Below are 23,146 nucleotides of genomic sequence, written 5' to 3'. Positions count from 1 at the left end.
AAGTCCAAGGTGACCTGAAGTGAAGAATTGTGCGGCAGTGGCAAAAGCGCAGGCTGTGACACTGACCGTGGTTTAGGTTTGAGCATCGATGAGCATCATGTCCACCCATGCCAAGGGTCGTGGGTAGGGCGGATGTCGAGGCCGATTTTAAAAAGCGAAGCGTCATGAGGCCTCGGCGTCCGCCCTGCCCGCGGCGCGGTTTAGGCCACAGACCGGTCTTTGGTATGCCTGCTTTCAAAAAGACAAAACCCTCAGCACGCGCAGGCGGGGACAGGCTCAAGGCCCGGGCCTCATGACGCTTCGCTTTTTAAAATCGGCCCAAACCTTGAGCCCATCCCCGCCTGGTTTTGTGGTTGACGTTGCGCTGTCAAAGGCCAGTTACCAAAGAAACAGCCCATGGCTCATGGTCAGCTGGCAGCGCAACACGCGTGATTACACCTTGACGCTGTCTTTGTTCTCCTGCTCGGCCACACCAGCCGACGCAAAACTCGCCATCTCGCGCAACATGGTGCAGGCCGACTGCAGCAACGGCCAGGCCAACGCACCGCCTGAGCCTTCACCCAGACGCAGACCCAGATCCAGCAAGGCTTGTACACCCAGATGCTGCAACATGAACTCATGGCCGCGCTCACCAGAGCGGTGGGCAAACACACAACGCTGCAACACCAGCGGCTGCAGGGCATGGGCCACCAGGATCGAACTGGTAGCAATAAAGCCGTCCACCACCACCACCCGGCGCTCGTGCGCGGCCTGCATCACCGCACCCACCATGGTGGCAATCTCCAGCCCGCCGATAGCGGCCAATACTTCCAGCGGTTCGGTCACACCCGCATGGCGGGTCAACACCTCACGCAGCACCGCCGCCTTGCGTTGCACCGCCGGGGCGTCCAGGCCGGTGCCAGCGCCAGTGCAGACATCGATGTCCAGCCCGGTCAGGCGGGCCAGCAACAGCGATGCGGCCGAGGTGTTGCCAATGCCCATTTCACCTAGCAGCACGGCGTTGCCGGGCAGGCTCTTGACGATGTCCATGCCGTTTTGTAAGGCCTGCTGGCACTGAGCGATGGTCATGGCGGGCTGCACCGAAGCATCCGCAGTGCCACCTTCGGCACCCGTCACCTTACGCACCATCAAGCCCGGGCGTTGTGCGTCCGATGGCAAACCGGCCAGAAAGTCGTGGTCCACACCGCAGTCGACCACGTTCAGGGCGATGCCGTTCTGTTTGGAGAACACACTCACCGCTGCGCCACCGGCCAGGAAGTTCTCGACCATCTGCCAGCTCACCTCTTTGGGGAAGGCCGACACACCCCGTGCCACCAGACCGTGGTCGGCGGCAAACACCACCATCTGGGCTTGGTCCAGCACCGGGTTGTCCGTGCCCAAGATCTGGCCGAGCTTGAGCGCCAGATCTTCAATCCGGCCCAAAGAGCCGAGTGGCTTGGTTTTGTTGTTGATTTTGGCCTGCAGTGCCGTGGTCAGAGCAGGCGAAGAGATGTCCGTCAGGACGGGAAGAGTGGTATTCAAAGCAGTCCCCTGTGCGTGAATGGTGGAGGCGCTGCCCGGCCTTGCAGCACCCATAACAACATCAGGCCGGTCTTCTGGCTTGGCGTCATCTGCCCCGTCACACCTTCCCGGCCTGGCAGCCAGTGGTTATTTGTGAAGGGCATCAGCCTTACAGCGTTGGGCACGCGACGGATTTACACCGTCTTCCCGATTCTCCTGCAGGCCAATAGCCTGCGGGCACCTGAAGCGCAGAATCATAGCAGCCCGCGCAGGCCTGTTTTCAGCGCACCAGGCTGTCGAGCGCCCCCGGCTCAAAATGGGTTTCAACAAAGTCGGCCATGCGCTCAAACACCGTTTCCAGTGTGGGCACAGGGCCACTCAGGCGTGCGCCAAACAGCGCCTGCAACGCCGCCGGATGCTCCATCAGGCCGTGCAAATAAATGCCCAGCACATTGCCCGCCGCGTTTTGCCAGCCCAAGCCATCGGGCAACACCGCGTGCGCCACGTCACCGGCCTGCGCCATGGCCGGGTGCTGGCTGGTCTGACCATGGTGGATTTCGTAGCCGGACACCGACACACCCGCCAACGCCGCCCAGGGGTTGGCCGCAGCGCCCGTTTGCTGGCCCAGCATGTGGGTGGCAAAGGTGCTGTGGGTGTGCTGCACGGTTTTGGCCATGTCGAACTGTGTGACCAGCGGCAACAGGCCCAGACCCGGTGCGTTGCCGTCGACCCCATGGGTGTCAATCAGCGCCTCACCGAGCATCTGCAGACCCCCACACACACCCAGCACCGCCCCACCTCGCGCGGCATGTTGGGCCACGGCGGCGTCCAGCCCTTGGGAACGCAGCCAGGCCAGGTCAGCACTGGTGCTCTTCGACCCAGGCAACACGATCCAGTCAGACGTGCTCAGGCCCGCCAGCTCGGTCGGTGAACGCACCCACTTCAGACGCAGACCGGGGATGTTCTTGAGCGGCTGGAACTCGTCCAGGTTGCTGATGCGCGGGTAAGCCACCACAGCCACGGTGAGGTTGACCGAACCTTTAGCGACCGAGCGGTCATCAAACACACCGTCTTCCTCGGGCAGACCGTGTTGCCACCACATCGGCAGCGTGGCCACGGTCGGAATGCCGGTCAGGTCTTGCAGCATCTGCGGCGCCGGTGCCAGCAGGCTGGCGTCGCCACGGAACTTGTTGAGCACAAAGCCTTTGATCAGGCCACGCTGCTCGGGCGGCAGCAGCGCCCAGGTGCCGTACAGGTGGGCAAAGGCGCCACCGCGGTCGATGTCAGTGACCAGCAGGCAAGCCGCGTTGCAATGCTGCGCCACCCGCATGTTGACGATGTCGCTGCCCGACAGGTTGATCTCGGCGGGCGAGCCAGCGCCCTCGATCACCACCACATCGTTCTCGGCGCGCAGGGCGTCCAAGGCGGCGGCAATCTGTGGCCAGACCTTGAGGCTGCGCCCGCGCCAGGGCAAGGCGGTGAGTTCGGCGCTGACCTCGCCCATCAGCACCACCTGGCTGTGGGTGTCGGCTTCGGGCTTGAGCAGCAGCGGGTTCATGCGCACATCAGGCACGGCCTTGGCGGCGAGGGCCTGGAAGTACTGGGCGGAACCGATCTCGCCCTGGCCATTCACCACCCTGGCGTTGTTGCTCATGTTCTGCGCCTTGAACGGCGCCACTTTGAGACCCTGGCGCGCGTAGTAGCGGCACAGTGCGGTGGCCAGCCAGCTTTTGCCGGCGCCACTGGTGGTGCCCAGGACCATGATGCATTTGGCGGTCATGTGGAGGTTTCCAAAATCGTTGTTGTTGTGTTGGTCAGCGCGGCCACCAGCGCGTCCTGCGCCTGTGGTGCCAGCACGCCCAGCCGGTACCAGCCGGGCAGACCAAAGGAGGTGGCATCGCGCAGCTTGATGCCGTGCTGGCGCAGAGTCGCCAGATCCATCGGCACAGGTGGCCGGGCGCAGAAGTAGTTGGCTTCGCTGGGCGCCACTTGCCAGCCCAGCTGTTGCAACAGGTCGATCTGCCGGGCTTTCCAGTCGCGCAAACATGTGAGGCTGTCGGCCAACCAGGCTTGCACTTCAGGGGATACCCAGGATTGCAACAAGGCGACGCCGTGGGCACCAAGCACCCACGAGGGCGCCATCAGCTTGAGTCGCTCAAAATCCAGGTCTTTTTGGCCTCCATCCCTTGTTTCAAAAGGGCTAGGCGCTATCAAATACGCTGCACGTACACCGGTCAGACCGAGTGCCTTGTTGGGGGTGAACAGCTGCCAGACCTGGTCCAGCTGAGCTGCGTTCAAAGATGCCTCGCCGCTGAGCCGCAGAGGCGCATACGCGCGGTCCAACACCGTGAACCGCGCTGTGTCCAGAAACCAGGGTTCATGGGACTGGCCCAGCGGGCTCGACGGCTCACAGGCCCAGCATAAGGCATCCGTCGGGTCATCACGGTGCAACAAGCCCCAGGCCTGGGCAGCGCGCGCGTAGTCACCGTAATGGTGGTCGGGCAGACACACGCTGCCCACACCCTGTTGCTTCGCCCAGGCGGTGAGCCGAAAGATGGCCTCACTGGCGCTACTGGCCAGCAGCACCCGCTCAGGCGCCACCCCATGAAAGGCCGCCAGGCTTTGGCGCAGGGTCGTGTAGGCCGGGTCGGGGTAATGGCTGGCATCTGCCGCCTGCACCGCTGCCAGCGCTTGCGGACACGGGCCACAGGCGTTGCTGTTGGTCGAGAAATCAAAGCGCGCCGCGCCCAGGGCATCGGCGCCGCCATGGGTCCAGGAGCTGTGTGGTATGTGTGTCATGAAAGAATGATCGCTCTGAAATAAAGAGCTAGCAGCGCAACAGGTATCAGGGCCAGCAGCACTTTGGATGCACACACGACAGCTTGGCCGGTATGCACGGCCAACGCATCCTTTCCCCCAGGGTTGAGCACATACACACCCGGTTTGCCCAGGTGGATGTGCAAAGCCAGCGCCATCGCGGCCATCGGCCAGCCGCTGTTGGGCGACGGCGTTTTGATAGCCTCACGCCGCAAGCTGTTCAGACGCAGACCACAAGTCAGGGCCAGCAGCAGCCCGGTCAGGCGGGACGGCAGCCAGTTCAGCACATCGTCGAAGCGTGCCGCCCATTTGCCGGCCCACTCCCAGTTCTGGCCTTTGTAAATGCCTTTGTAGCCCCACATCGCATCCGCCGTGTTGGCAAAGCGGTAGGCCACCGCCCCGGGCAGACCCAGCAGCACAAACCAGAAAATTGGCGCCACCACCGAGTCGCTGAGGTTCTCGGCCAGCGACTCGATGGCGCTTTCACGCACCTCGGCCTCACTCAGGCTGGTGGTGTCGCGACTGACCAGCCAGTTCAGGCGGTCGCGCCCGGCTTGCAAAGACTGCCCCAAAGCAACCTCTACCGCCAACACCTCACCTTTGAGCATGGCCCAGGCCAGCATGGGTTTGAGCAGCAGTGCCAACAACACAACCACCACTGCGCTGGCCAAACACCCGGCGATGCCAGCGTCTGTGACCAGGCTTGCCGCCCAGCGTCCGAGCATCCTGAGCATGTTCTCCAGCCACACGGCCGCTACGGTAAACAGAGCTAGTCCCCCTGTCCAATAAAGGGCCCCAAGCCAAAAGGCCTTGTAATCTGCAGCCTCTTCACGCGCTGCCAGCGGCGCGTTGCTCACCACCACCGGCACGGCCGAGCGCAAACCACGCTGCAAACGCCCCCCGGCCCAGCCCAAGTAATTGCCCATCCACACCACCGGGTGCAAGCGCAGCGGTGGCTCGCCGAACCAGCGGTCAACCAGCAAAGCCAGCAGCATGGCCAGGGCGGGAACGAGCAGACTCATGCTTATCAGGCTCTGGGCATTGGTTTGCCGGTTTGCAGCCCCAGACGTGCCAGCAGGGCCTGGTCTTCACTGCCTAGCGGGTTGTCGGTGGTCAGTAACTTGTCGCCGTAAAAAATCGAGTTGGCACCGGCCACAAAACACAGGGCCTGCACCGCGTCACCCATGCTCTGACGCCCGGCCGACAAACGCACCCGTGCCATCGGCATGGTGATGCGTGCCACCGCAATGGTGCGCACAAACTCCAGCGGGTCCAGGTCCGGCTGGTCAGCCAGCGGTGTGCCTGCCACCTTGACCAGGTGGTTGATCGGCACCGACTCCGGGTACGGCGATAAATTGGCCAGCTCAGCCACCAGTGCGGCACGCTGCAAACGCGATTCGCCCAGGCCCACGATGCCGCCACAACAGACGCTGATGCCCGCCTCGCGCACCCGCGCCAGGGTGTCCAGGCGGTCCTGGTAGTCGCGGGTGGAGATGATGTCGCCGTAAAAATCGGGGGCGCTATCCAAGTTGTGGTTGTAGTAATCCAGCCCGGCGTCGCGCAGCGTTTGGGCCTGGCCGTTCGACAACATGCCCAGGGTGGCGCAGGCTTCCAGCCCGGTGGCTTTGACGGTGCGCACCAGTTCGGCCACTGCTTCGATGTCGCGGTCTTTCGGCGCACGCCAGGCGGCACCCATACAAAAACGGCTGGCCCCGGCTTCTTTGGCGGCCACAGCGGCCTGGCGGACCGTCTCCACGCCCATGAGTTTGCTGGCCTGCACACCGGTGTCAAAGTGCACCGACTGCGGGCAGTAGCTGCAGTCTTCCGGGCAGCCGCCGGTTTTGACCGACACCAGTGTGGCCAGCTCGATCAGGTTCGGGTCAAAGTGGGCGCGGTGCACCGTCTGGGCCTGAAAGATCAGGTCGGAGAACGGCAGATCAAACAGCGCCAGCACCTGCTCCACCGTCCAGACCGGTTGGCCAGAGGCGGGGCGCTCGGGGTGTTGGTCCAGGCAGGCGTGAAAGTGCAACGGGCTGGTGGTGAAGTCAGTGGTGGTTTGGGTCATGGGATTTGCAAAAAAGTTGTTCAAAGAAAGCCGTCACGGGCCAAAGCCACTACCGCGCCGCCGAAACCACGTCATGCGCGTGGGCGTCTGGCTCGGGTGGGGCACAATTTTTCATCATCTCGTGCCAGGCCTCGTTGAAGTTGTTCTTGATGAAGGTCCGGGTGTGGGGCACGGTGCAGCGTGAGCAGTCCAGATGCGCCACACCCTGGTAGACAAAACGGTCTGACTTGGTGGAGTGGATGGCGCACTGGCTTTTGACCAGAATGCCCTCGCCGTCGGGCACACCCTCGTCGTTGAACCTGAAAAACGGGCAGGCACACATGTAGCAGTTGAGGTAGGCGATGTTGTGGCACTTCTTGCCCTCGGCATACAGCAGGCAAAAGTCCGGCTCCTTGGCCAGCATGTTGCTGAACTCGAAGTAATCCATGATCTGCTCAGAGGACAAGCCATCCTGCTTGAGCCTGTCCACAATGCTGCGGTGCTTTTGGTCGTGGTCCAGGAACCAGGTGATGTAGTTCATGAGGTTTGTGTCCTGTTGAAAAAGCAGCGCCTGTTGTGTTTCAGTCGTCGCTCAGTCTTCAATCCCACGCTGCGCCGGCACACCGGCCTGAAACGCGTGTTTGACCAGGGTCATCTCGGTCACAGTGTCGGCCAGCGCAATGATCTCAGGCGGGCAACGCCGCCCGGTCAGCACCACCGTCACATCCTTGGGACGGCTGCGCAGCGTCTGCAACACATCGTCCAAAGGCAACCAGCCGTAGATCAGCGGGTAGGTGATCTCGTCGAGCGTGACCATGAAGTAGTCAGCGCTCAGGATGGCGGCTTTGGCTTTGAGCCAGCCGTCACGTGCCAGCTGGGCCGAGTGCTCCAGGTCCTGGCTTTTCCAGCTGAAGCCATCGCCCAGGCCTTCAATCGGAATACCGAGCTGCTCAAACATGCGGTGTTCCCCAAACCGCGCCGAGGGCACTTTCATGAACTGGAAAATCTTCACGGCCTTGCCTCGGCCATGGGCGCGCAGTGCCAGGCCAAAGGCGGCGGTACTTTTGCCTTTGCCGTCACCGGTGTTGACGATGACCAGGCCACGGCGTTCGCCCTCGGGTTTTTCGTAGCGCTTGTCGGTGGGGGGTGTTTCGGTTTGCATGGTGTTAATTCGGTAAAGCCACCCACTGATTGGCCAGCGGGTGAATGGTGAGGCGGTGGTCAAACACGGCTTCCAGCGCACGGTGCGTCTCTGGGTTGGCACAGGCGCCTTGGTGGGTGATACGCCCACAGGCCATGATGACCATCTCGTAGGCGTGCAAGGCCATGGAAATTTCGTGCAGGACACTGACCACCGTCACACCGGTCTCCAGCAGGCAGCGCACCACACCGAGCCAGTCGGCCTGGTGCGGCGGGTCCAGATTGGCCAGCGGTTCATCCATCAGCAGCACCTGCGCCTGCACCGCCAGCGCGCGCGCCAGCAGCACCCGCTGGCGTTCACCACCCGAGAGCTGGCCCAGGCTGCGATGGCGCCAGTCCCAGGCCTGGGTCGATTTCAGGGCGATTTCTGCCGCTGCCAGATCCTGCGGGCTGGGCCCGGCCAGCCAGGCCTGGTGTGGCAGGCGGCCCAGCAGGGCCACGTCCCACACCGTCAAATCGTCGCCAGAGGACTCGTTTTGCCCGAGCCAGGCCAGTTGCCGGGCGCGGGTGCGGTGAGCCAAACTGTGGAGATCGTGCCCCAGCAGCTGCACCGTGCCGCTGTGGGGTATCAGCCCGGCCAGCACCTTGAGCAGGGTTGATTTGCCCGCGCCGTTGGGGCCGACGATGCTGGTCCAGCGGCCTTGTGGCAAACCCAGCGTGATGTTGTGCAGTATCTCGGTATTTCCGATGTTTGCCCTGATGCTGCTTGCCTGAATAGCTATGGAAGATGCAGCACTTGTCACTGGGCACCTCCGGCAAAACCAGCGCTGTTGCGGCGCATCAACCACAACAAATAGCCGCCACCCAGCACCGCCGTCAAAACACCGACCGGCAACTCCTGCGGCGCAATCAGCCAACGCGCCAAGGTGTCTGCGGCCAGCAACAAGACGCCCCCCATCAGGCTGGCCAGCAGCATCAGGCGGCCATGGGTGGTTTTGATGACCGAGCGCACCAGATGGGGCGCGGCCAGGCCAACAAAAGCGATCAGCCCGGTTTGCGCCACGGCGGTGCCGGTGGCCAGCGCTAGCACAGCCACCAGCGCGATGCGCAGGCTGCCCAGCGGCAAACCCAGGCTGTGGGCTGTGGCTTCACCCAGGCTCAGGCCATCGAGCACACGGCCCAACAAACCACCCGCTAACACGCACAGCAGCCACACCCCGGCCATCAGGGCACAGGCGGCCCAGCCAATGAACGCGGTCGAGCCCAACATGAAGGCCTGCATGGCCTGCAGCGAGTCGGGCGACAGCAGCAGCAGCATCTGTGTGGCCGCACCCAGCACCACCCCAACTACCACACCGGCCAACAGCAGCCGCAGCGTGTGCTGGACGCCGCGCGACAAGGCCAGTGTCAGCAGCACCGCCAGCACCGCACCACAGAAGGCGGCACCGGTGAGGCCCAGGCGCACCAGCAGGCTGCCGGAAAACGCGCTGACCTCGCCACCATTCATCATGTTGGCGCCCGCCAACATGCCGCCGCTGCCACCCAGCACCGCCAAGGTCAGCGCCACACCCAGCGAGGCACCGGAAGCGCTGCCCAGCAGATACGGGTCGGCCAGCGGGTTGCGAAACAGGCCCTGCGCCACCGCCCCGGCCAGCCCCAGCAGGGCCCCGGCCGCCCAGGCACCCAGGGTGCGCGGCAGGCGGATGTCGACCACAATCTGCTGCGCCATGGCGGTGGCCGTCGGGTCGATGTCCGGGTGCAGCAGCGGGCCGATCAGGTTCTCAAAACCGGTGCTGCCCACACACACACCCAGCACACAAAGCGCCAGGCTCAGCAGCAGCAACAGCGCCACCAGAAACGACATGCGGCCCTGCCTCACCGCTTAGCCCCCGCCGCTTGCTTGGGCGCCTTGTCACTCAGACACTGCGCCATCAGCCGCGCGCCCTCCCCCATGCGCGGGCCCGGGCGCACCAGGGTGTTGGCCTGTTCGGCATCAAAAATACACACCCGGTTGTCGCGCACCGCACGGATGCCTTGCCAGCCCGGGCGCTGCGTCAGGCCTGCGGCGTTGCGCGCACCCACCATGATCAGGTCCGGGTTGGCACGCACAATGAACTCGGGGTTGAGCTTGGGGAACGGGCCGAGCTTGGCGGGCACAATGTTTTTCGCCCCCAGGCGGGTCAGGGTTTCACCAATGAACGAGGACTCACCAGCCGCAAACGGCCCCTGGTTGACCTCAAAATACACCCGCGTGCCTTTGGCCGAGGCCGGCACCGACTGGGCCGCCGCCGATACCCCGGCATCGATGGCGCGCCAGACTTTGGCAGCATCGGGCACCGCCAGAACCTCGCCCAGTTTCAACACCACACGCTGCACATCGGCATGGGTTTTTGGCTCCAGGGCCAGCACCTTGAGGCCCAGCGCACGCAGGCGCTCACTGGCGCGCGAGGACACAGCCATCAACACCACATCCGGGCGCAGGGCGACGATGGCCTCGATGTTGGGGTCCAGCCCACCGCCGACTTGCGGCAGGCTTTGCAGGCTGGCCGGGTAATTGGAGTAGCGGTCCACGCCCACCAGACGGGCGCACTGGCCCAGCTCACACACGGTCTCAGCCAGCGAGGGCAGCAAGCTGACCACACGTTGTGGCGGCTGGGCAAAACTTACCGTCACACCCCGGTCGTCGGTGACCTCGTACGCCTGGGCCACACCCAGGCCGCAGCAGGCCAACACCAGCAGGCCCATCAGCCCGTGTGGGACACGGCGCCAAAACTTCAACATCATGCAGCGTCCTTCAAAGTCAGGGGCAGACCGGCCGCCAACAGGGTGACGCGCTGGCAAACTCCAGCCACCGCCTGGTTGAGCAGGCCCAGCGCATCCACAAAGGCCCGCACCTCGCGGCCCATCGGGATCACCCCCAAACCAATCTCGTTGCCCACCAGCACCAGCGGACCCGGTGCCTGCCGGATCGCTTCCAAAAGAAGAGCTACCTGCTCTTGATGGCTAAGGGCTTGAGGGTTATTTCTCATAAAAATTTGGGCAGATGCCGGGCTGGCCTCGGCCACGGCGGTGTCTGTGGCCAGAGGGGCATCAGCGGGCATCATGGTATTGGTGAGCCACAAGGTCAGGCAGTCGACCACGATCAGGGTGTCCGCACGGCTGTGGGTCGCAATCGCTTCGGCCAGTTTCAGGGGTTCTTCCACCGTGGACATGCCGGGCACACGCTCGGCCCGGTCGGCCTGGTGGCGCAGGATGCGCTGGCGCATTTCCTCGTCCCAGGGCTGGGCGGTGGCCAGCATCACGGCGCGGTGCTCACCGCTCTGCACCAGCCAGTCTCGCGCGAGCAGCTCGGCGCGGCGGCTTTTGCCACTTTTCTGACCACCCAGGATCAGTTCGCTGCGGGCAATGGAAAAGGTCTCAACCATACTGACGGCTCCAGTTTGACATGATGCGATGCAACTGCGCCACACCATCGGTCAGCGCGGCCGGGCCGGGTTGCAGGATGTCGCACGACTTGATCTCGAACAACTGCCCGGTCTTGACCGCCGTCACCTCGCTCCAGCCGACACGCGCCGCCACGTTATCGGGGCGAAACTTCTTGCCACACCAGGAGCCGATGATGATGTCGGGGTTGCGCGACACGATCTCGGCACCGTCGGCAATGATGCGGTGTTTGCCCAATGACTGAACCGCCAACTCAGGGAAGATGTCGTCACCGCCCGCGATGCCCATCAGCTCGGACACCCACTGGATGGCGCTGATGTGCGGTTCGTCCCACTCTTCAAAAAACACCCGAGGCCTGCGAGGCAAATTGGCCGCCAGCCCTTGTGTATCAAGCAGGTTCTGCTGCATTTTTTGCATCAAGCCACGGCCCGGCTCAGCCTGACCCACCATCGCCGCCAGCTGAAACAGCATGTCCAGGATGCCCGCCACACTGCGCTGGTTGAAGATGGTGACCTGCACCCCGGCGCGCACCAGGCTGCTGGCGATGTCGGCCTGCATGTCGGAAAAGCCCAGCACGCAGTCGGGTTGTAACGCCAGAATCTTGTCGAGTTTGGCGCTGGTGAAAGCGCTCACACGCGGCTTGTCCTGGCGCGCCCGCGCTGGCCGCACGGTGTAGCCCGAGATGCCCACAATGCGGTGTTCCTGCCCCAGCAGGTAGAGCCACTCGGTTGTTTCTTCGGTCAGGCAGACGATGCGCTGCGGACCCAGCGGCGCTTGAGCCCAGGCGGGCGCCTGGGAAGCCAGCGTAGCTTGACCCGTCACCAAACTGCTCCTTCGGGCGGCGAAAACAGTTCTACCGTCGCTTCCGGGCAGGAGGCAAACCAGGCATGGAAATAGCTGGCACGCACACTACCCAGTTGCCACAGCGCCTCACCCGTGTCAGGCAAGGGGTCGGTATCGGGCCGGGCGGTGCGGGCCACCGGCTGCAAAGCGGTTTCGGTGGTCGAGTAATGGAAGGTGTGTCCGCGCAGGGTGCCACTGCCCAGGCGCAACTGCTGAGGCCCGAGTGCGGCCAGCCGTTTGTGCATGGTCACGGTGCCGGGCAACAGACCCCACTGCGCAAACTGCTGGCCGTCCGAGGTGATCAGGGTGTCAAACAGCGCCATCATGCCGCCACATTCGGCCCAGACCGGTTTGCCCGCCGCGATGTGGGCTGCCAGGCTGGCACGTAACGCGGTGTTGGCCGCAATCGTCTGAGCATGCAACTCGGGGTAACCGCCAGGAATCCACAACGCGTCACAGTCGGGCAGCGCAGCGTCTGCCAGCGGTGAGAAAAACACCAGCTCGGCCCCCAGATCAGACAGGCAATCCAGGTTGGCGGCGTAGATGAAACAAAACGCGGCGTCACGTGCCACCGCGATGGTCTTCCCAGACAGCGGTTTGACAACCGGGGCGGCTGACTGCGGCACATCAGCGCCTGTGAACTCCACCTGCCAGCGCTGCACATCCTGCAGCGTCATCTGCCCAAGTGGCGTGGCCTCCAACGCATCTGCGGCGGCATCAAGCCGCTCCAACGCGTCACCCACCTCACTCGCCACGGTCAGGCCCAGATGCCGCTCGGGCAGTTGCAGGGCGGTGTTGCGCATCACCGCGCCCAACCATTGATCAGGATCGCGCACGCTGCTTTTGAGCATCAGCGCATGGCGCTCACTGGCCACGCGGTTGGCCAGCACACCAGCCCAGGGCAGGCCCGGGCGGTAGTTTTGCAGACCAAAGGCCAGCGCACCAAAGGTGCCCGCCATCGAACCCGCGTCAATCACTGCCAGCACCGGCAGACCAAAACGCTGGGCCAGATCGGCCGCGCTGGGGTCACCGTCAAACAGGCCCATCACACCTTCCACAATGATCAGGTCGGCGTCGGCCGCCGCAGCGGCCAGCCGGGCGCGGCAATCCGCCTCGCCGTTGATCCACAAGTCGAGCTGGTAGACCGGCGCGCCACTGGCCAGAGCGTGCCAATAGGGGTCCAGAAAGTCCGGCCCACACTTGAACACCCGCACCCGCCGTCCCTGGCGCGCATGCAAGCGTGCCAAAGCAGACACCACGGTGGTTTTGCCCTGGCCGGAGGCAGGGGCGGCGACGAGGATGGCGGGACAAGTGGTCATGGTGGAGCAGGTTTCAGATCAGCTTATATCGCCCAGGACAAGGAAACAAACGCATTGCGGCCGGGCATGGCATAACCATTGGACAACACATAGTTGGCGTCGGTCAGGTTGTTGATACGTGCCAACAAGCTCAGGTCCTTGTTGATTTTCCAGGTGGCGCCGACATTGAGCAGGCTGTAACCTGCCAACACATCACGACCGGTAAACGTCAAGTTGTTATCCACGCGGTCGCTGGAAAGCTTGAGTTCACCAAACACACTCACGGCACCCATGCGGTGGTTCACATTGAAGTTCAACACATTGCGCGCCACACGCACCAGGCGCAAAGCACTGGGTTGGGCATACGGGTCAGCATAGTCATATGACACTGCATAACGGGTGTCTCCCACCTGATTCTGCAAACTCAAAGTGACACCACGCAGCACCGCAAGGCTGCTTTGCGTGTTGGTTGCGGGATCAATAAAACCTTTGACCTCGTTGTGGTAGGCCACAACACCTGCCGACAAACTGCCTTGTTGGTATTTCAAACCCAGCTCGCTGGCACGGTTGCGCTGCGGGGTCACCGTCGTTGAACCATACCCGGGGTAATACAGCTGGTTAAAAGTCGGCGCCTGAAAACTGGTGCCCAGGCTGGCCACTGCACGCCAGTTCGAGCTGAGTTTGTAGCCCCCCGAGAACGCCCAGTTGTCAAAACCGCCAAACTGGGAGTTGTCATCGTGGCGCACCACGGCCAAGGCGTTCCAGTTGGCCTGATTGAGCGCATAAGAGAGCATGCCGCTGTTGATGTCACGCTTCTTCACCGTGTAATTGGTAGAACTCTCCACCTCTTCCGAGCGGGTTTCCAGCAGCACCGTCAACACGTCGGCGCCCAGGTTGATGTCGTTTTGCCAGCTGGCTTGTGTGCGATGGGTGTCGTACCTGCTACTGCCGTTCAGGGCACCATCGCTGTAGCGGTAATAGTCATTCACCGACTCATCGTCACTGCTGGCCAAAGTCAGGCTGGACTTCCAATCGGGTGCCCACTGGGCATCCCATTTCAGGCTAGCCAGATTCAGCACCGGCCTGGTCCAAGCGTCGGTAGTCAGTTTTGTCAAACCCAAGGGGTTGGTGGATGAGGTGCCATCAAACTGGTAGTCCATCTCGCTGTGCATCAAGCTCAAGCTCAGCAGGTGTTGCTTGGAAAGCTGGGCCGAGAACTTGGCATCCACACTGGACACCTCAAAACTGTCCTTGTCTGGGTTGTAGCTGCTGGCAACAGGGCTATTGGTCAAAGTGATGCCCGTTGCCTTTTCCTTGGACAAGCCCAAGCTGTAGCCTATGGCCCCATCACGCCCACGAAGGGAGGCACTGGCCTGACGCTGACCATCCGAGCCGGCACCCACACTCGCCGTCGCATGAAAGCCGTCTTCTGGCTCGCGGGTAAATATCTGGATTACCCCACCCACCGCATCCGGGCCGTACAAAGCCGAGGCGGCGCCACGCAAGATCTCGATACGCTCGATCCGATCGAGTGGCATGTTCTCAAAGGCCGCCGTGCCCAAGGTGGCGGACCCGACCCGAACACCGTCAATCAACACAATCGCTTGTGACGAGCTGGCTCCACGCAAGAATACGCCGGTTGCGGAGCGGTACCCACCGCTGCTGGTTATCTGCACACCAGGCTGGAACGCCAACACATCTTTCAAACTGCTTTGGCCAGCCAAATCAAGCTCTTGGCGATCAATGATCGACACGTCGGCAATCACATCCGTGACCGGTACCGCCACCCGGGTGGCCGTCACCACCACCTCATCCAAAGTCCCTTGCGCCTGGCTTTGCGCCAGCACCGGGGAAGCCACCAAAACAGCCAAAGCGGACGCACACAGGCGCACGGGTGCGCCACGGCGCACACAAGAAGCAATCAATTTCATAGTGTTAAAAGAACCATCAAAGTGCCCTCACCGTCGTCCCCGACAGCGCATGGGCGTCACGGTTGCACACCTTTTTTAAGAGTCTGCAGCCACCGTGTTGGCCGGTATCCGGGCTGGTGGAGTCAACCGCCATCACCTTCCCAAATGTCTGTCACGACATCCAGTGGCCTTGATGGCAGCAGAACCGAAAAGGTTCGTCCACTTACCGTTGCGGGGGCAGCGCAGGTTAGGTTGAGCTCGTTCAAGCGGCCCCCTCCTGCTTCCCGTTGAACCGCTCTGTGTGAACCACAGCGCGAGCACCAACGGGGCAATTCTAACTGGGCGCTCGGCTATGATCGTCGCCTTCAGGTGCCCGCAACCACCAGGTTTCGGGAGAATCGGGAAGGCGGTGCAAGTCCGCCACGTGCCCAACGCTGTAAGGATGATGAACCACGTTGTATGCCACTGGCGCGAGCCGGGAAGGTGCGTGGTTCAGATGATTCCAAGTCAGAAGACCGGCCTGAAAAACATCACTCGCTGCACGGCCAGGCAGCGCTTTTGTTTCACAAGACAGGGGAATGTCATGACATCTATCTCGGCACCAGCCACTCAAGACCAGCACGCCTTCACCCATGAGGCCCGCGAGGCGGTTTACCAAGCCATCTTCAAACGCCGCGATGTGCGCGGCCAGTTTTTACCCAAACCCGTGCCCGACGAGGTGCTGAGCCGCGTGCTGACCGCCGCCCACCACGCGCCATCAGTGGGCTTCATGCAGCCGTGGAATTTTCTGGTGGTGAAATCCGACGTGGTCAAACGCCGGGTGCACGATGCTTTTGAGGTCGCCCACAAGCAGGCCGCTCAGATGTTTGAGGGTGACAAACGCGCCACTTACCAGACGCTCAAACTCGAAGGCATTGTGGAGTCACCAGTGGGCATCTGCATCACCTGTGACCGCGCCCGCACCGGCCCGGTGGTGATCGGGCGCACCCACATCCCCACGATGGACCTCTACAGCAGCGTGTGTGCGGTGCAAAACCTGTGGCTGGCGGCACGTGCCGAAGGCCTAGGGGTGGGCTGGGTCAGCATCTTCAACGAAACCGCCTTGCAGGACGCGCTGGCCATTCCCCGACATATCACACCGATTGCCTACCTGTGTGTCGGTTATGTCAGCCACTTCAAAGACAAGCCGGAGCTGGAAACCGCCGGCTGGTTGCCGCGACTGCCGATACAGGACGTGCTTTACTTTGACAGCTGGGGCCAACGCGACGACCAGCAGGCGCTGGTGGTACACCTGCAACGCGAGGAAGCGTTGGCCGTGGCTTGCGGCGCCAACCCTCCCCTTGCAAACGCTGACAGCCTCTGCTAAAGGCACAGCGGGAGCCCGGCCCAGCTCGGCAAACCCTACAATGCGCGTCTATGTCGGACCTGACCCAAATCGACCAAATCACCGAACGTGTGGAACGCCTGCTGGTGCGTTATGAAGAACTCATGCGCACCAATGCCTTGCTCAACCAGCAGGTTGACACACTCACCCAGGAGCGGGATTCGCTCAAATCGCGCCTGGGCGCGGCACGCGCCCGTGTGGATGCTTTGCTGGAGCGCCTGCCGCAAGAGGCTGGCAGCAGCACCGTCAAACCGGCCTTCAAGACAGCGGCATCGCGGGGTGAAGCATGAAGCAGTTGGAAGTGCAGATCATGGGCCAGAGTTACCTGCTGGGTTGCCCCGACGGCGGTGATGCACGCCTGCTGGATGCGGTGGAGCGGGTCGATACCGCCATGTGCAAGATCCGCGATGGTGGCAAAGTGCGCGCCCGTGACCGCATTGCGGTGTTGGCGGCGTTGAACCTGGCGTTTGACTTGACCGACCAAAGTGCACGTCAGGCGCTGGCGGGCGCTGAGAGCACACCTGCCCACCCAGTCAGCCAGCCCTCGGAAAAGCTGGGGGCCTTGCTGGCCCGGCTGGATGAGGCCCTGAACCGGGACAACCGCCTGATCTGAGGCAGCGCTTACTGCACCTCGGGGCTGCTGGGCGGCAACTGCTCCGGCTGGCGAAAAATCAGCGCGGCATCCACCGCATCAAAGCGGTATTGCTGGCCGCAATAATCACAACCCACCTCCACATCCGGTCGTTCCTGTAGGATGCTGTCGACCTCTGGTGCACCCAGGCTCAACAACATACGACTGACCCGTTCACGGCTGCAGGTGCATGAGAAACGCGGACCCTTGTCACCTGTCAAAGGCTCGAACCGCAGCACACTCTCGTCCCAGAACAGACGGTGCAGGATGCTGTCGGCGTCCAGCGTCAGCAGTTCTTCGCGTTTGAGGCTGGAAGCCAGGATCGCGATACGCTGGTAGTCCTCGTTGAGGCCGATGTCGTCCTCGGGCGCCCGTGCTGCCGTGCCTGCCAGGTTGCCCACACCCTGCATCGGCAGGCGCTGGATCAGCAGGCCGGCGGCCACCTGGTCGTCAGCGGCCAACACAAGGGTGGTGTCCAACTGCTCACTTTGCAGCATGTAGTGCTGCAACACATCACTGAGCTTCTCGAGCTTTTCATGCTGATCACCAAACAATGGCACCACCCCCTGGTAGGGCTGTTGGCCGGGTTGGCGGTTTTGCGGGTCCAGCGTGATGGCACACCGGCCCAGGTTGTCCACATTCACCATCTGGCTCAGACTGGCTTCTGCATCCAAAGTGCCATTGAGTGTGGCTGTGGCACGTAGACCCAGGTCGGGCTGCACCTCCACCACCGCCAGTTTGACCGGACCATCACCAAAAATCTGTAGCACCAAAGCGCCATCAAACTTGATGTTGGACTGCATCAGCACCGCAGCGGCCGTCATTTCACCCAGCAGGTTTTGCAAGGGCTGCGGGTAGGCCCTGTGGGTGGTGTTGGCGGCACGGCGGCTCAGAATCTCGCGCCAGGCATCGGTCAGGCGCACTAGGACACCGCGCACTGGCAGGCCATCGAACAGGAATTTATGAATTTCAGACAAGTTGGGTTCCTAGGAAAATCAGGCGATTTTGTGCAAGCTGGCTTGAAAGCGCCGGGCGTTGGCCACATAGTGGTCAGCACTTTGGCGCAAGCCCTGCAATTGCTCGGGTGAGAGGTTACGCACCACTCTGGCTGGGCTGCCCAGGATCATAGAGCCATCTGGAAATACCTTGCCTTCGGTCACCAGGGCACCGGCACCGACTAGGCAACCCTGACCAATTTTGGCACCGTTGAGCACCACCGCACCGATGCCGATCAGGCTGTTGTCTCCCACGGTGCAGCCGTGCAACACCGCCTTGTGCCCCACCGTCACACCTGCACCAATGGTCAGGGGCTGGCCCACATCGGCGTGCAACACACTCAAGTCCTGGATGTTGCTGCGCTCACCAATGCGGATGGGTGCGGTGTCGCCGCGCGCCACCACACCAAACCAGATACTCACATCGTCGGCCAGCACCACATCACCCATGACCTGGGCGCTGTCGGCCACCCAGGCGGACTTGGCCACCGTGGGGCAGATGCCATCAACTTCGTACACTGCCATAGGTCTCTTTCACGTTTTAGATACCTAGAATTGTAGGATTGAGAAACCCACCATGACTTTGCCCCGCACGGACCCAAGCCAAGGCAGCTCGCCCAAACAGCCTCTGGCTGACGGGCAGGCATCGAGAGCGTGTTTGCGCGCCCAAGCCCTGCGGCTGTTGTTGCTGCCTGATACACAGGACAAAGCCCAGGCCGTGAGAGCCCTCAAGGTACAGGATTGGCCGCTGGATACCGGGACGCAGCTATCAGAACCCAAGGGCGTGCCAGGACGCCCACCACGCCCGCAGCTGGTTCAACCCAGCGCCCTGGCAAAACGTGCGGTGGGTACTGAGCAAGGCCGAGCCAGCCTGATCCACGCGCTGACACACATTGAAGCCAACGCCATCAACCTGGCGCTCGACATCGTCTGGCGCTTTCCCGACATGCCCGAGGCTTTTTACCGCGACTGGTGGCAGGTGGCGGTGGAAGAGGCCCTGCACTTTCAATTGCTGGAAGCCCATTTGCGCTCTCTGGGCCACGCCTACGGCGATTTTCCTGCACACGATGGTTTGTGGGACATGGCGGCCAAAACCAAGGACGATCTGCTGGCCCGCCTGGCCCTGGTGCCGCGCACCTTGGAGGCGCGGGGGCTGGATGTCACACCCGCCATCCGCAACAAGCTGGTGTCGGTGGGTGACCAAGCGGCTGCGGCCATCCTGGATGTGATCCTGCGCGACGAAATTGGTCATGTGGCCACGGGCAACCGCTGGTACGCTGCCCTGTGTGCCCAACGTGGCCTGGACCCTGTACGGACCTACACCCAGTTGGCACAGCGGTATACCGCACCGGTGCTCAAGGGCCCCTTCAACCTCTCTGCCCGGCGTGCTGCCGGTTTTACTGAGGCCGAGCTGACTGCGTTGTGTGGTACACCGCAGGCTGCCTGACCCCCGAATTTTTTAAGGCTTTTCCATGTCCGACTCCCCCCAGCGACCTGATACCAACCCAAGCACCACGAGTTCCTCCATGGCGATTGCTCGACAACCCATTTTGGACGCCAAACGCACAGTCTTTGGTTATGAGCTGTTTGACCGCTCGCTGACCAACAGCACCTATTCAGCGGCCAGTGATGCCGCGCTGTTGTTCAACCTGCTGTCCAACGCCGACAGCGAAATGCGCAACACCAGCAAGACCATTTTTATCAATTGCACCCACCGCACCCTGGCAGGCGGCCACCTTGAACTGATTGAGCCGGACCGCGTGGTGCTGGAAGTGCCTCCCATGCCCGAAGACCAGTCGGAACCGGAAGACATTGAAACCTTCCTGCAAACCATGATTGACGTCCATCGGCGAGGCTTCCGGCTCGCTTTTGACCATACCGTGATGTCACCCGCCTATGCCAACTGGTTGCCGCTGGCATCGTTTGTCAAGGTCGAAAACAACCGGGTCTCCACCGATCAACTCAAAACCATCGTCCGAGGCCTGGCTGAACACCCCGGCATCCAGCTGGTGGTGGAGAAAATTGAAACCCAGGAGGACTATGAAGCGGCGCTGTCGGCCGGCGCCAAGTTGTTTCAAGGCTACTGGTTTTCGCGCCCGATTCTGGTCAAAGGCCAGACCATCCGCCCGGCCCAGGCGGCGATCATTCACCTGATCAACCTGGTGCGCAACCAAGCCAGCACGGCCGAGATCGAAGAGGTGTTCAAACACGACCCGACCCTGTCTTTTAACCTGCTGCGGTTCATCAACTCGGCCGGGTTTGGTCTGAGTTGTGAGATCACCTCGTTCCGCCATGCGGTGATGTTGCTGGGCCTCAAAAAACTGTTCCGCTGGGCAGCCCTGTTGATGACCACCTCGGGTGCGGCAGGTGCCACACCCGCAGTGGGTTACGCCGCTGTGGTGCGCGGCCGCCTGATGGAACTGCTGGCGGCAGAACTGTTGCCACCCGAGGAATGTGACAACGCCTTTGTGGTGGGCATCTTCTCGCTGCTCGACACCATGCTGGGCATGCCGATGCGCGAGGCGCTCGAATCGATCTCGCTGCCACAGTCGGTGACCGATGCCCTGCTGCACAACAAAGGTGTGCTGGCACCGTTTTTACAACTCACCTTGGCCTGTGAAAACGCGGACGACACCCTGTTTGCAGAAACCGCCATCTCCCTGCATTTGACCGGAGACCAGGTGAACTGGGCGCACCTGCAGGCTCTGGCCTGGTCCGACAACCTCACCGCCTGAAACCGCAGCCTTAGCCGCGTGGGTGGTGCTGCGCGTGCAGGACTTTCAGCCGCTCGCGCGCCACATGGGTGTAGATGGTGGTGGTGGAAATATCCGCATGCCCCAGCAGCATCTGCACAGCGCGCAAATCCGCACCGTGGTTGAGCAGATGTGTGGCAAACGCGTGGCGCAAGGTGTGTGGCGACATCGGTGAGCTGATGCCCGCTGCCAGCGCGTATTTTTTGACCAGCATCCAGAACATCACCCGGCTCATGGCGGTGCCGGGTGTGGGCCCCTTGTGGGTCACAAACAGATCATCGGTGCTGTGCCCTGCCAGCAGCTCGCCACGCGCCTGTGCCAGGTAGCGCTGGAGCCACAGGCTGGCCACCTCACCAAAAGGCACCAGACGCTCCTTGTTGCCCTTGCCAAACACCCGCAGCACGTTGTCGCTCAGGCTGATGTTGAAGACCCGCAGCGAAACCAGTTCACTCACCCGCAAGCCACTGGCGTACATCAGTTCCAGCATGCTGCGGTCACGTACCCCTTGCGCGGTGCTGATGTCCGGTGCGGCAAGCAAAGCCTCCACCTGAAACTCTGTCAGGGTTTTGGGCAAGCGCAGGTGCTGTTTGGCCGACAGCATCTTCAAGGTGGGATCAGCGCTGACCAGATGTTCACGCAGCGCCCAATGGAAGAACCGTTTCAACACCGTCAGGCGCCGGTTGGCGGTGGTGGCCTTGGTGTGGGCATGCCGGGCCGCAAAATAGGCGTTGATGTCATCCTGCGTCACCTGCACCAGCTGGCGGCCTTGCGCAACCAGCCAGCTTGAAAACAGGGTGAGGTCTCGCCGGTACGCCATCAAGGTGTTTTTGGACAAGCCATCCTCGAGCCACAAGGCATCCACAAAGCTGTCGATCACCGGGTCCGGTGGCAAGCTTGAGGGCGCTGGGCGGGTTGGCATGGGGCACGGTCCTTGGCGGAAAAACAAAAAAGCCACCCATCTTTTGAAGGGTGGCTTTTAGGATTTGGCGGAAACGGAGGGAAATCAAGAATTCCACCGAAACCCGCATGAAATAAGGCTTTCCAGACCATCAGCTTTTTCCGGGGTCACACCTCGGGGTCACACTTTGGGTCGCAGTTGAAGAAGGCTCTACTGTACCCGATGGGTTCTGCCTGTGCAGTAAATGATCTTGCTTGGATATTTAGCTATCACCCAATATAGCGTTTCCACGCGGAAATATGTCCTTGCAGTAGTCCGTGTCACATCGAAAACGCTGGGTATTGAATTCATCCTCTGGTCACGAATCTGAACGGATCAGGAGGCTTCGCTGAAGTCCCAGCTACGCATTGGGTCGGTAGCCACCCGAAACGCAGCATTTGCTTGATTGAAGTCGACTTTTGCCCCTCATTTTGGTGACAGAATCCTTCAAGAGGGAGGGTTTCCAAGTGCTACTCAAGTCGGCTGACGATAAGTCCAAGAGATTGACTTTGCTTGAAGAACTGCAGCGTTCAACTCTGCTGGACTATTCACAAAAGAAGTGGCTCCGAGAGGAGCACATGCGGGTGAAAAAAGGCATACAGGGCGAAAAGGATTCAGCCTATTATTTGGACAGCTACTTCAAGGACGGCGAGAACCATGTGCTGCTGCATGACTTGCGCTTCGTCGTCGATGGCGAAGTTGCCCAGATCGATCACTTGATCATCAATCGTGGCCTTGGCATTTACCTGATTGAGACCAAGAACTACGCCGGTAATCTGGTCATCAATGACCAAGGAGAATTCACCGTCCAATACGATGATGTTCATTTCGGCATTCAATCACCAGTTGAACAGAGTCATCGACATGAGCGCATCCTGGTGAGATTGTTGGAGCGTCTGGAAATCGTTGGTCGTACCCAAAAGCAGCCGGATTGCTTCCATGTTGTCATGTTCCACCCGAAAGCCAGAATTCAAAGGCCGGATGCGAGGGTCTTTGACACCAGCAACCTGATCAAGGCTGATCAGTTTCCAACGTGGCATTCCAAGTTCATCGATTCCAAAGGAATTGGCACGATCTTTAAGGCGGCATTGAACATGCGCAGTCTGGACACCGTCAAGGAGTGGGGTGAAAAGCTCATGCGACAACATCGTCCTGCAGACTTGCTGTCTTTGCCCGATTTCATGCAGCCCAAGAAAGTGGCGGTTATGTCACCGCCAAAAGCCTCCGAGCCACAACTTCAAACCCCTCGCAAACCTGTTCCAGTGACACCACCCAAGCCGACGGTTGCCGCAGAGTCTCTCGAGCCAGCTAAGAAATTGATTTGTGCTCACTGTGGCTCAAAAATCAGCTACCCAGAGGGCAAATTCTGCTGGAACAACACCAAGCGTTTTGGCGGGTTGCAGTACTGCAGAGATCATCAGGGGCTGTTCACTTGATGGCTGGGTAGGGA

General features: G+C 61.6%; 23 protein-coding genes and 3 riboswitches. Of the genes, 6 read left to right on the top strand and 17 right to left on the bottom strand.

Features of this window, described 5'->3' with window-relative positions:
* Window positions 1–432 precede the first annotated feature (432 nt).
* The 14 genes from cobT to KKO72_RS21170 form a co-directional block, all read right to left on the bottom strand.
* Window positions 433–1,521, bottom strand: a complete 1,089-nt coding sequence (gene cobT / locus KKO72_RS04900; RefSeq protein WP_251140454.1) for a nicotinate-nucleotide--dimethylbenzimidazole phosphoribosyltransferase — start codon at window positions 1,519–1,521, stop codon at window positions 433–435.
* A gap of 46 nt (window positions 1,522–1,567) precedes the next feature.
* Window positions 1,568–1,760: riboswitch (cobalamin riboswitch) on the bottom strand.
* 20 nt (window positions 1,761–1,780) lie between these two features.
* The gene (locus tag KKO72_RS04895; protein ID WP_214936004.1) at window positions 1,781–3,280 is read right to left on the bottom strand and encodes a cobyric acid synthase; all 1,500 of its coding nucleotides are present in this window, start codon (window positions 3,278–3,280) and stop codon (window positions 1,781–1,783) included.
* A complete protein-coding gene (locus KKO72_RS04890) occupies window positions 3,277–4,299 on the bottom strand; it encodes an aminotransferase class I/II-fold pyridoxal phosphate-dependent enzyme (protein ID WP_214936002.1) in 1,023 nt (340 codons plus the stop codon). Before KKO72_RS04890 ends, KKO72_RS04895 begins: the two co-directional genes overlap by 4 nt.
* Window positions 4,296–5,339: an adenosylcobinamide-phosphate synthase CbiB gene (gene cbiB / locus KKO72_RS04885; RefSeq protein ID WP_214936000.1), complete on the bottom strand. Its 1,044-nt coding sequence runs from the start codon at window positions 5,337–5,339 to the stop codon at window positions 4,296–4,298. The genes KKO72_RS04890 and cbiB overlap by 4 nt, the downstream gene beginning before the upstream one ends.
* Window positions 5,340–5,344: 5 nt before the next feature.
* Window positions 5,345–6,382, bottom strand: a complete 1,038-nt coding sequence (gene bioB, locus KKO72_RS04880) for a biotin synthase BioB (RefSeq protein ID WP_214935998.1) — start codon at window positions 6,380–6,382, stop codon at window positions 5,345–5,347.
* A gap of 49 nt (window positions 6,383–6,431) precedes the next feature.
* Window positions 6,432–6,902, bottom strand: coding sequence for a hypothetical protein (locus tag KKO72_RS04875; RefSeq protein ID WP_214935996.1), 471 nt, complete (start codon window positions 6,900–6,902; stop codon window positions 6,432–6,434).
* A 51-nt stretch (window positions 6,903–6,953) separates the two neighbouring features.
* Complete coding sequence (cobO, locus tag KKO72_RS04870) at window positions 6,954–7,523, bottom strand: cob(I)yrinic acid a,c-diamide adenosyltransferase (protein WP_214935994.1); 570 nt, start codon at window positions 7,521–7,523, stop codon at window positions 6,954–6,956.
* 4 nt (window positions 7,524–7,527) lie between these two features.
* Window positions 7,528–8,304, bottom strand: coding sequence for an ABC transporter ATP-binding protein (locus KKO72_RS04865; RefSeq protein WP_371736820.1), 777 nt, complete (start codon window positions 8,302–8,304; stop codon window positions 7,528–7,530).
* The gene (locus KKO72_RS04860) at window positions 8,301–9,365 is read right to left on the bottom strand and encodes an iron ABC transporter permease (protein WP_214935992.1); all 1,065 of its coding nucleotides are present in this window, start codon (window positions 9,363–9,365) and stop codon (window positions 8,301–8,303) included. The genes KKO72_RS04865 and KKO72_RS04860 overlap by 4 nt, the downstream gene beginning before the upstream one ends.
* Before the next feature lie 11 nt (window positions 9,366–9,376).
* The gene (locus KKO72_RS04855) at window positions 9,377–10,282 is read right to left on the bottom strand and encodes an ABC transporter substrate-binding protein (protein ID WP_371736825.1); all 906 of its coding nucleotides are present in this window, start codon (window positions 10,280–10,282) and stop codon (window positions 9,377–9,379) included.
* Window positions 10,282–10,926: a bifunctional adenosylcobinamide kinase/adenosylcobinamide-phosphate guanylyltransferase gene (locus tag KKO72_RS04850; protein ID WP_214935990.1), complete on the bottom strand. Its 645-nt coding sequence runs from the start codon at window positions 10,924–10,926 to the stop codon at window positions 10,282–10,284. The genes KKO72_RS04855 and KKO72_RS04850 overlap by 1 nt, the downstream gene beginning before the upstream one ends.
* Entirely contained in the window at window positions 10,919–11,767 is an 849-nt protein-coding gene (locus KKO72_RS04845; protein WP_371736819.1) for an ABC transporter substrate-binding protein, read from the bottom strand. The genes KKO72_RS04850 and KKO72_RS04845 overlap by 8 nt, the downstream gene beginning before the upstream one ends.
* Complete coding sequence (locus KKO72_RS04840; RefSeq protein WP_214935988.1) at window positions 11,764–13,107, bottom strand: cobyrinate a,c-diamide synthase; 1,344 nt, start codon at window positions 13,105–13,107, stop codon at window positions 11,764–11,766. Before KKO72_RS04840 ends, KKO72_RS04845 begins: the two co-directional genes overlap by 4 nt.
* Before the next feature lie 23 nt (window positions 13,108–13,130).
* The gene (locus tag KKO72_RS21170; protein WP_214935986.1) at window positions 13,131–15,017 is read right to left on the bottom strand and encodes a TonB-dependent receptor domain-containing protein; all 1,887 of its coding nucleotides are present in this window, start codon (window positions 15,015–15,017) and stop codon (window positions 13,131–13,133) included.
* Between the two features lie 81 nt (window positions 15,018–15,098).
* A riboswitch (cobalamin riboswitch) is annotated at window positions 15,099–15,336 on the bottom strand.
* 10 nt (window positions 15,337–15,346) lie between these two features.
* A riboswitch (cobalamin riboswitch) is annotated at window positions 15,347–15,535 on the top strand.
* 44 nt (window positions 15,536–15,579) lie between these two features.
* On the opposite strand from KKO72_RS21170, the gene bluB reads away from it, so the two are divergent.
* The 3 genes from bluB to KKO72_RS04820 are packed head-to-tail and all read left to right on the top strand — an operon-like array spanning window position 15,580 to window position 16,993.
* The gene (bluB, locus tag KKO72_RS04830; protein ID WP_214935984.1) at window positions 15,580–16,362 is read left to right on the top strand and encodes a 5,6-dimethylbenzimidazole synthase; all 783 of its coding nucleotides are present in this window, start codon (window positions 15,580–15,582) and stop codon (window positions 16,360–16,362) included.
* A 50-nt stretch (window positions 16,363–16,412) separates the two neighbouring features.
* On the top strand, window positions 16,413–16,670 hold the full coding sequence (locus KKO72_RS04825; RefSeq protein WP_078366174.1) for a DUF904 domain-containing protein: 258 nt from the start codon (window positions 16,413–16,415) through the stop codon (window positions 16,668–16,670).
* A complete protein-coding gene (locus KKO72_RS04820) occupies window positions 16,667–16,993 on the top strand; it encodes a cell division protein ZapA (protein WP_214935982.1) in 327 nt (108 codons plus the stop codon). Before KKO72_RS04825 ends, KKO72_RS04820 begins: the two co-directional genes overlap by 4 nt.
* An 8-nt stretch (window positions 16,994–17,001) precedes the next feature.
* On the opposite strand, the gene KKO72_RS04815 is transcribed toward KKO72_RS04820, so the two are convergent.
* Together KKO72_RS04815 and KKO72_RS04810 are read right to left on the bottom strand one after the other, a co-directional pair.
* A complete protein-coding gene (locus tag KKO72_RS04815) occupies window positions 17,002–17,988 on the bottom strand; it encodes an Hsp33 family molecular chaperone HslO (RefSeq protein ID WP_214935979.1) in 987 nt (328 codons plus the stop codon).
* 18 nt (window positions 17,989–18,006) lie between these two features.
* Window positions 18,007–18,531, bottom strand: coding sequence for a gamma carbonic anhydrase family protein (locus tag KKO72_RS04810; RefSeq protein ID WP_078366177.1), 525 nt, complete (start codon window positions 18,529–18,531; stop codon window positions 18,007–18,009).
* Between the two features lie 52 nt (window positions 18,532–18,583).
* On the opposite strand from KKO72_RS04810, the gene KKO72_RS04805 reads away from it, so the two are divergent.
* Window positions 18,584–19,453 (top strand): ferritin-like domain-containing protein, encoded by an 870-nt coding sequence (locus KKO72_RS04805; protein WP_214935977.1) that lies wholly within the window; start codon window positions 18,584–18,586, stop codon window positions 19,451–19,453.
* A gap of 25 nt (window positions 19,454–19,478) precedes the next feature.
* Entirely contained in the window at window positions 19,479–20,741 is a 1,263-nt protein-coding gene (locus tag KKO72_RS04800) for an EAL and HDOD domain-containing protein (protein ID WP_214935975.1), read from the top strand.
* A gap of 10 nt (window positions 20,742–20,751) precedes the next feature.
* Here the strand turns inward: KKO72_RS04800 and xerD are convergent, their stop codons facing one another.
* The gene (gene xerD / locus KKO72_RS04795) at window positions 20,752–21,678 is read right to left on the bottom strand and encodes a site-specific tyrosine recombinase XerD (RefSeq protein ID WP_214935973.1); all 927 of its coding nucleotides are present in this window, start codon (window positions 21,676–21,678) and stop codon (window positions 20,752–20,754) included.
* Window positions 21,679–22,205: 527 nt separating this feature from the next.
* Here xerD and KKO72_RS04790 point away from each other — a divergent pair.
* A complete protein-coding gene (locus KKO72_RS04790) occupies window positions 22,206–23,132 on the top strand; it encodes a nuclease-related domain-containing protein (RefSeq protein ID WP_251140453.1) in 927 nt (308 codons plus the stop codon).
* Window positions 23,133–23,146 lie beyond the last annotated feature (14 nt).

The organism is Rhodoferax sp. U11-2br, assembly GCF_018619435.1.
Lineage (GTDB): Bacteria > Pseudomonadota > Gammaproteobacteria > Burkholderiales > Burkholderiaceae_C > Rhodoferax.
Note: the sequence above shows the minus strand (reverse complement) of the source record. Positions and strands in the feature narration are given on the sequence as shown.

Excerpts from the sequence above, each read along its gene's own strand:
- KKO72_RS04810 (WP_078366177.1), bottom strand. The coding sequence starts at position 18,531 with ATGGCAGTGTACGAAGTTGATGGCATCTGCCCCACGGTGGCCAAGTCC.
- KKO72_RS04860 (WP_214935992.1), bottom strand. The coding sequence starts at position 9,365 with ATGTCGTTTCTGGTGGCGCTGTTGCTGCTGCTGAGCCTGGCGCTTTGT.
- KKO72_RS04850 (WP_214935990.1), bottom strand. The coding sequence starts at position 10,926 with ATGGTTGAGACCTTTTCCATTGCCCGCAGCGAACTGATCCTGGGTGGT.
- KKO72_RS04805 (WP_214935977.1), top strand. The coding sequence starts at position 18,584 with ATGACTTTGCCCCGCACGGACCCAAGCCAAGGCAGCTCGCCCAAACAG.
- bioB (WP_214935998.1), bottom strand. The coding sequence starts at position 6,382 with ATGACCCAAACCACCACTGACTTCACCACCAGCCCGTTGCACTTTCAC.
- KKO72_RS04840 (WP_214935988.1), bottom strand. The coding sequence starts at position 13,107 with ATGACCACTTGTCCCGCCATCCTCGTCGCCGCCCCTGCCTCCGGCCAG.
- bluB (WP_214935984.1), top strand. The coding sequence starts at position 15,580 with ATGACATCTATCTCGGCACCAGCCACTCAAGACCAGCACGCCTTCACC.
- KKO72_RS04820 (WP_214935982.1), top strand. The coding sequence starts at position 16,667 with ATGAAGCAGTTGGAAGTGCAGATCATGGGCCAGAGTTACCTGCTGGGT.
- KKO72_RS04855 (WP_371736825.1), bottom strand. The coding sequence starts at position 10,282 with ATGTTGAAGTTTTGGCGCCGTGTCCCACACGGGCTGATGGGCCTGCTG.
- KKO72_RS04875 (WP_214935996.1), bottom strand. The coding sequence starts at position 6,902 with ATGAACTACATCACCTGGTTCCTGGACCACGACCAAAAGCACCGCAGC.
- KKO72_RS21170 (WP_214935986.1), bottom strand. The coding sequence starts at position 15,017 with ATGAAATTGATTGCTTCTTGTGTGCGCCGTGGCGCACCCGTGCGCCTG.
- KKO72_RS04825 (WP_078366174.1), top strand. The coding sequence starts at position 16,413 with ATGTCGGACCTGACCCAAATCGACCAAATCACCGAACGTGTGGAACGC.
- cbiB (WP_214936000.1), bottom strand. The coding sequence starts at position 5,339 with ATGAGTCTGCTCGTTCCCGCCCTGGCCATGCTGCTGGCTTTGCTGGTT.
- cobO (WP_214935994.1), bottom strand. The coding sequence starts at position 7,523 with ATGCAAACCGAAACACCCCCCACCGACAAGCGCTACGAAAAACCCGAG.
- xerD (WP_214935973.1), bottom strand. The coding sequence starts at position 21,678 with ATGCCAACCCGCCCAGCGCCCTCAAGCTTGCCACCGGACCCGGTGATC.
- KKO72_RS04890 (WP_214936002.1), bottom strand. The coding sequence starts at position 4,299 with ATGACACACATACCACACAGCTCCTGGACCCATGGCGGCGCCGATGCC.
- KKO72_RS04895 (WP_214936004.1), bottom strand. The coding sequence starts at position 3,280 with ATGACCGCCAAATGCATCATGGTCCTGGGCACCACCAGTGGCGCCGGC.
- KKO72_RS04800 (WP_214935975.1), top strand. The coding sequence starts at position 19,479 with ATGTCCGACTCCCCCCAGCGACCTGATACCAACCCAAGCACCACGAGT.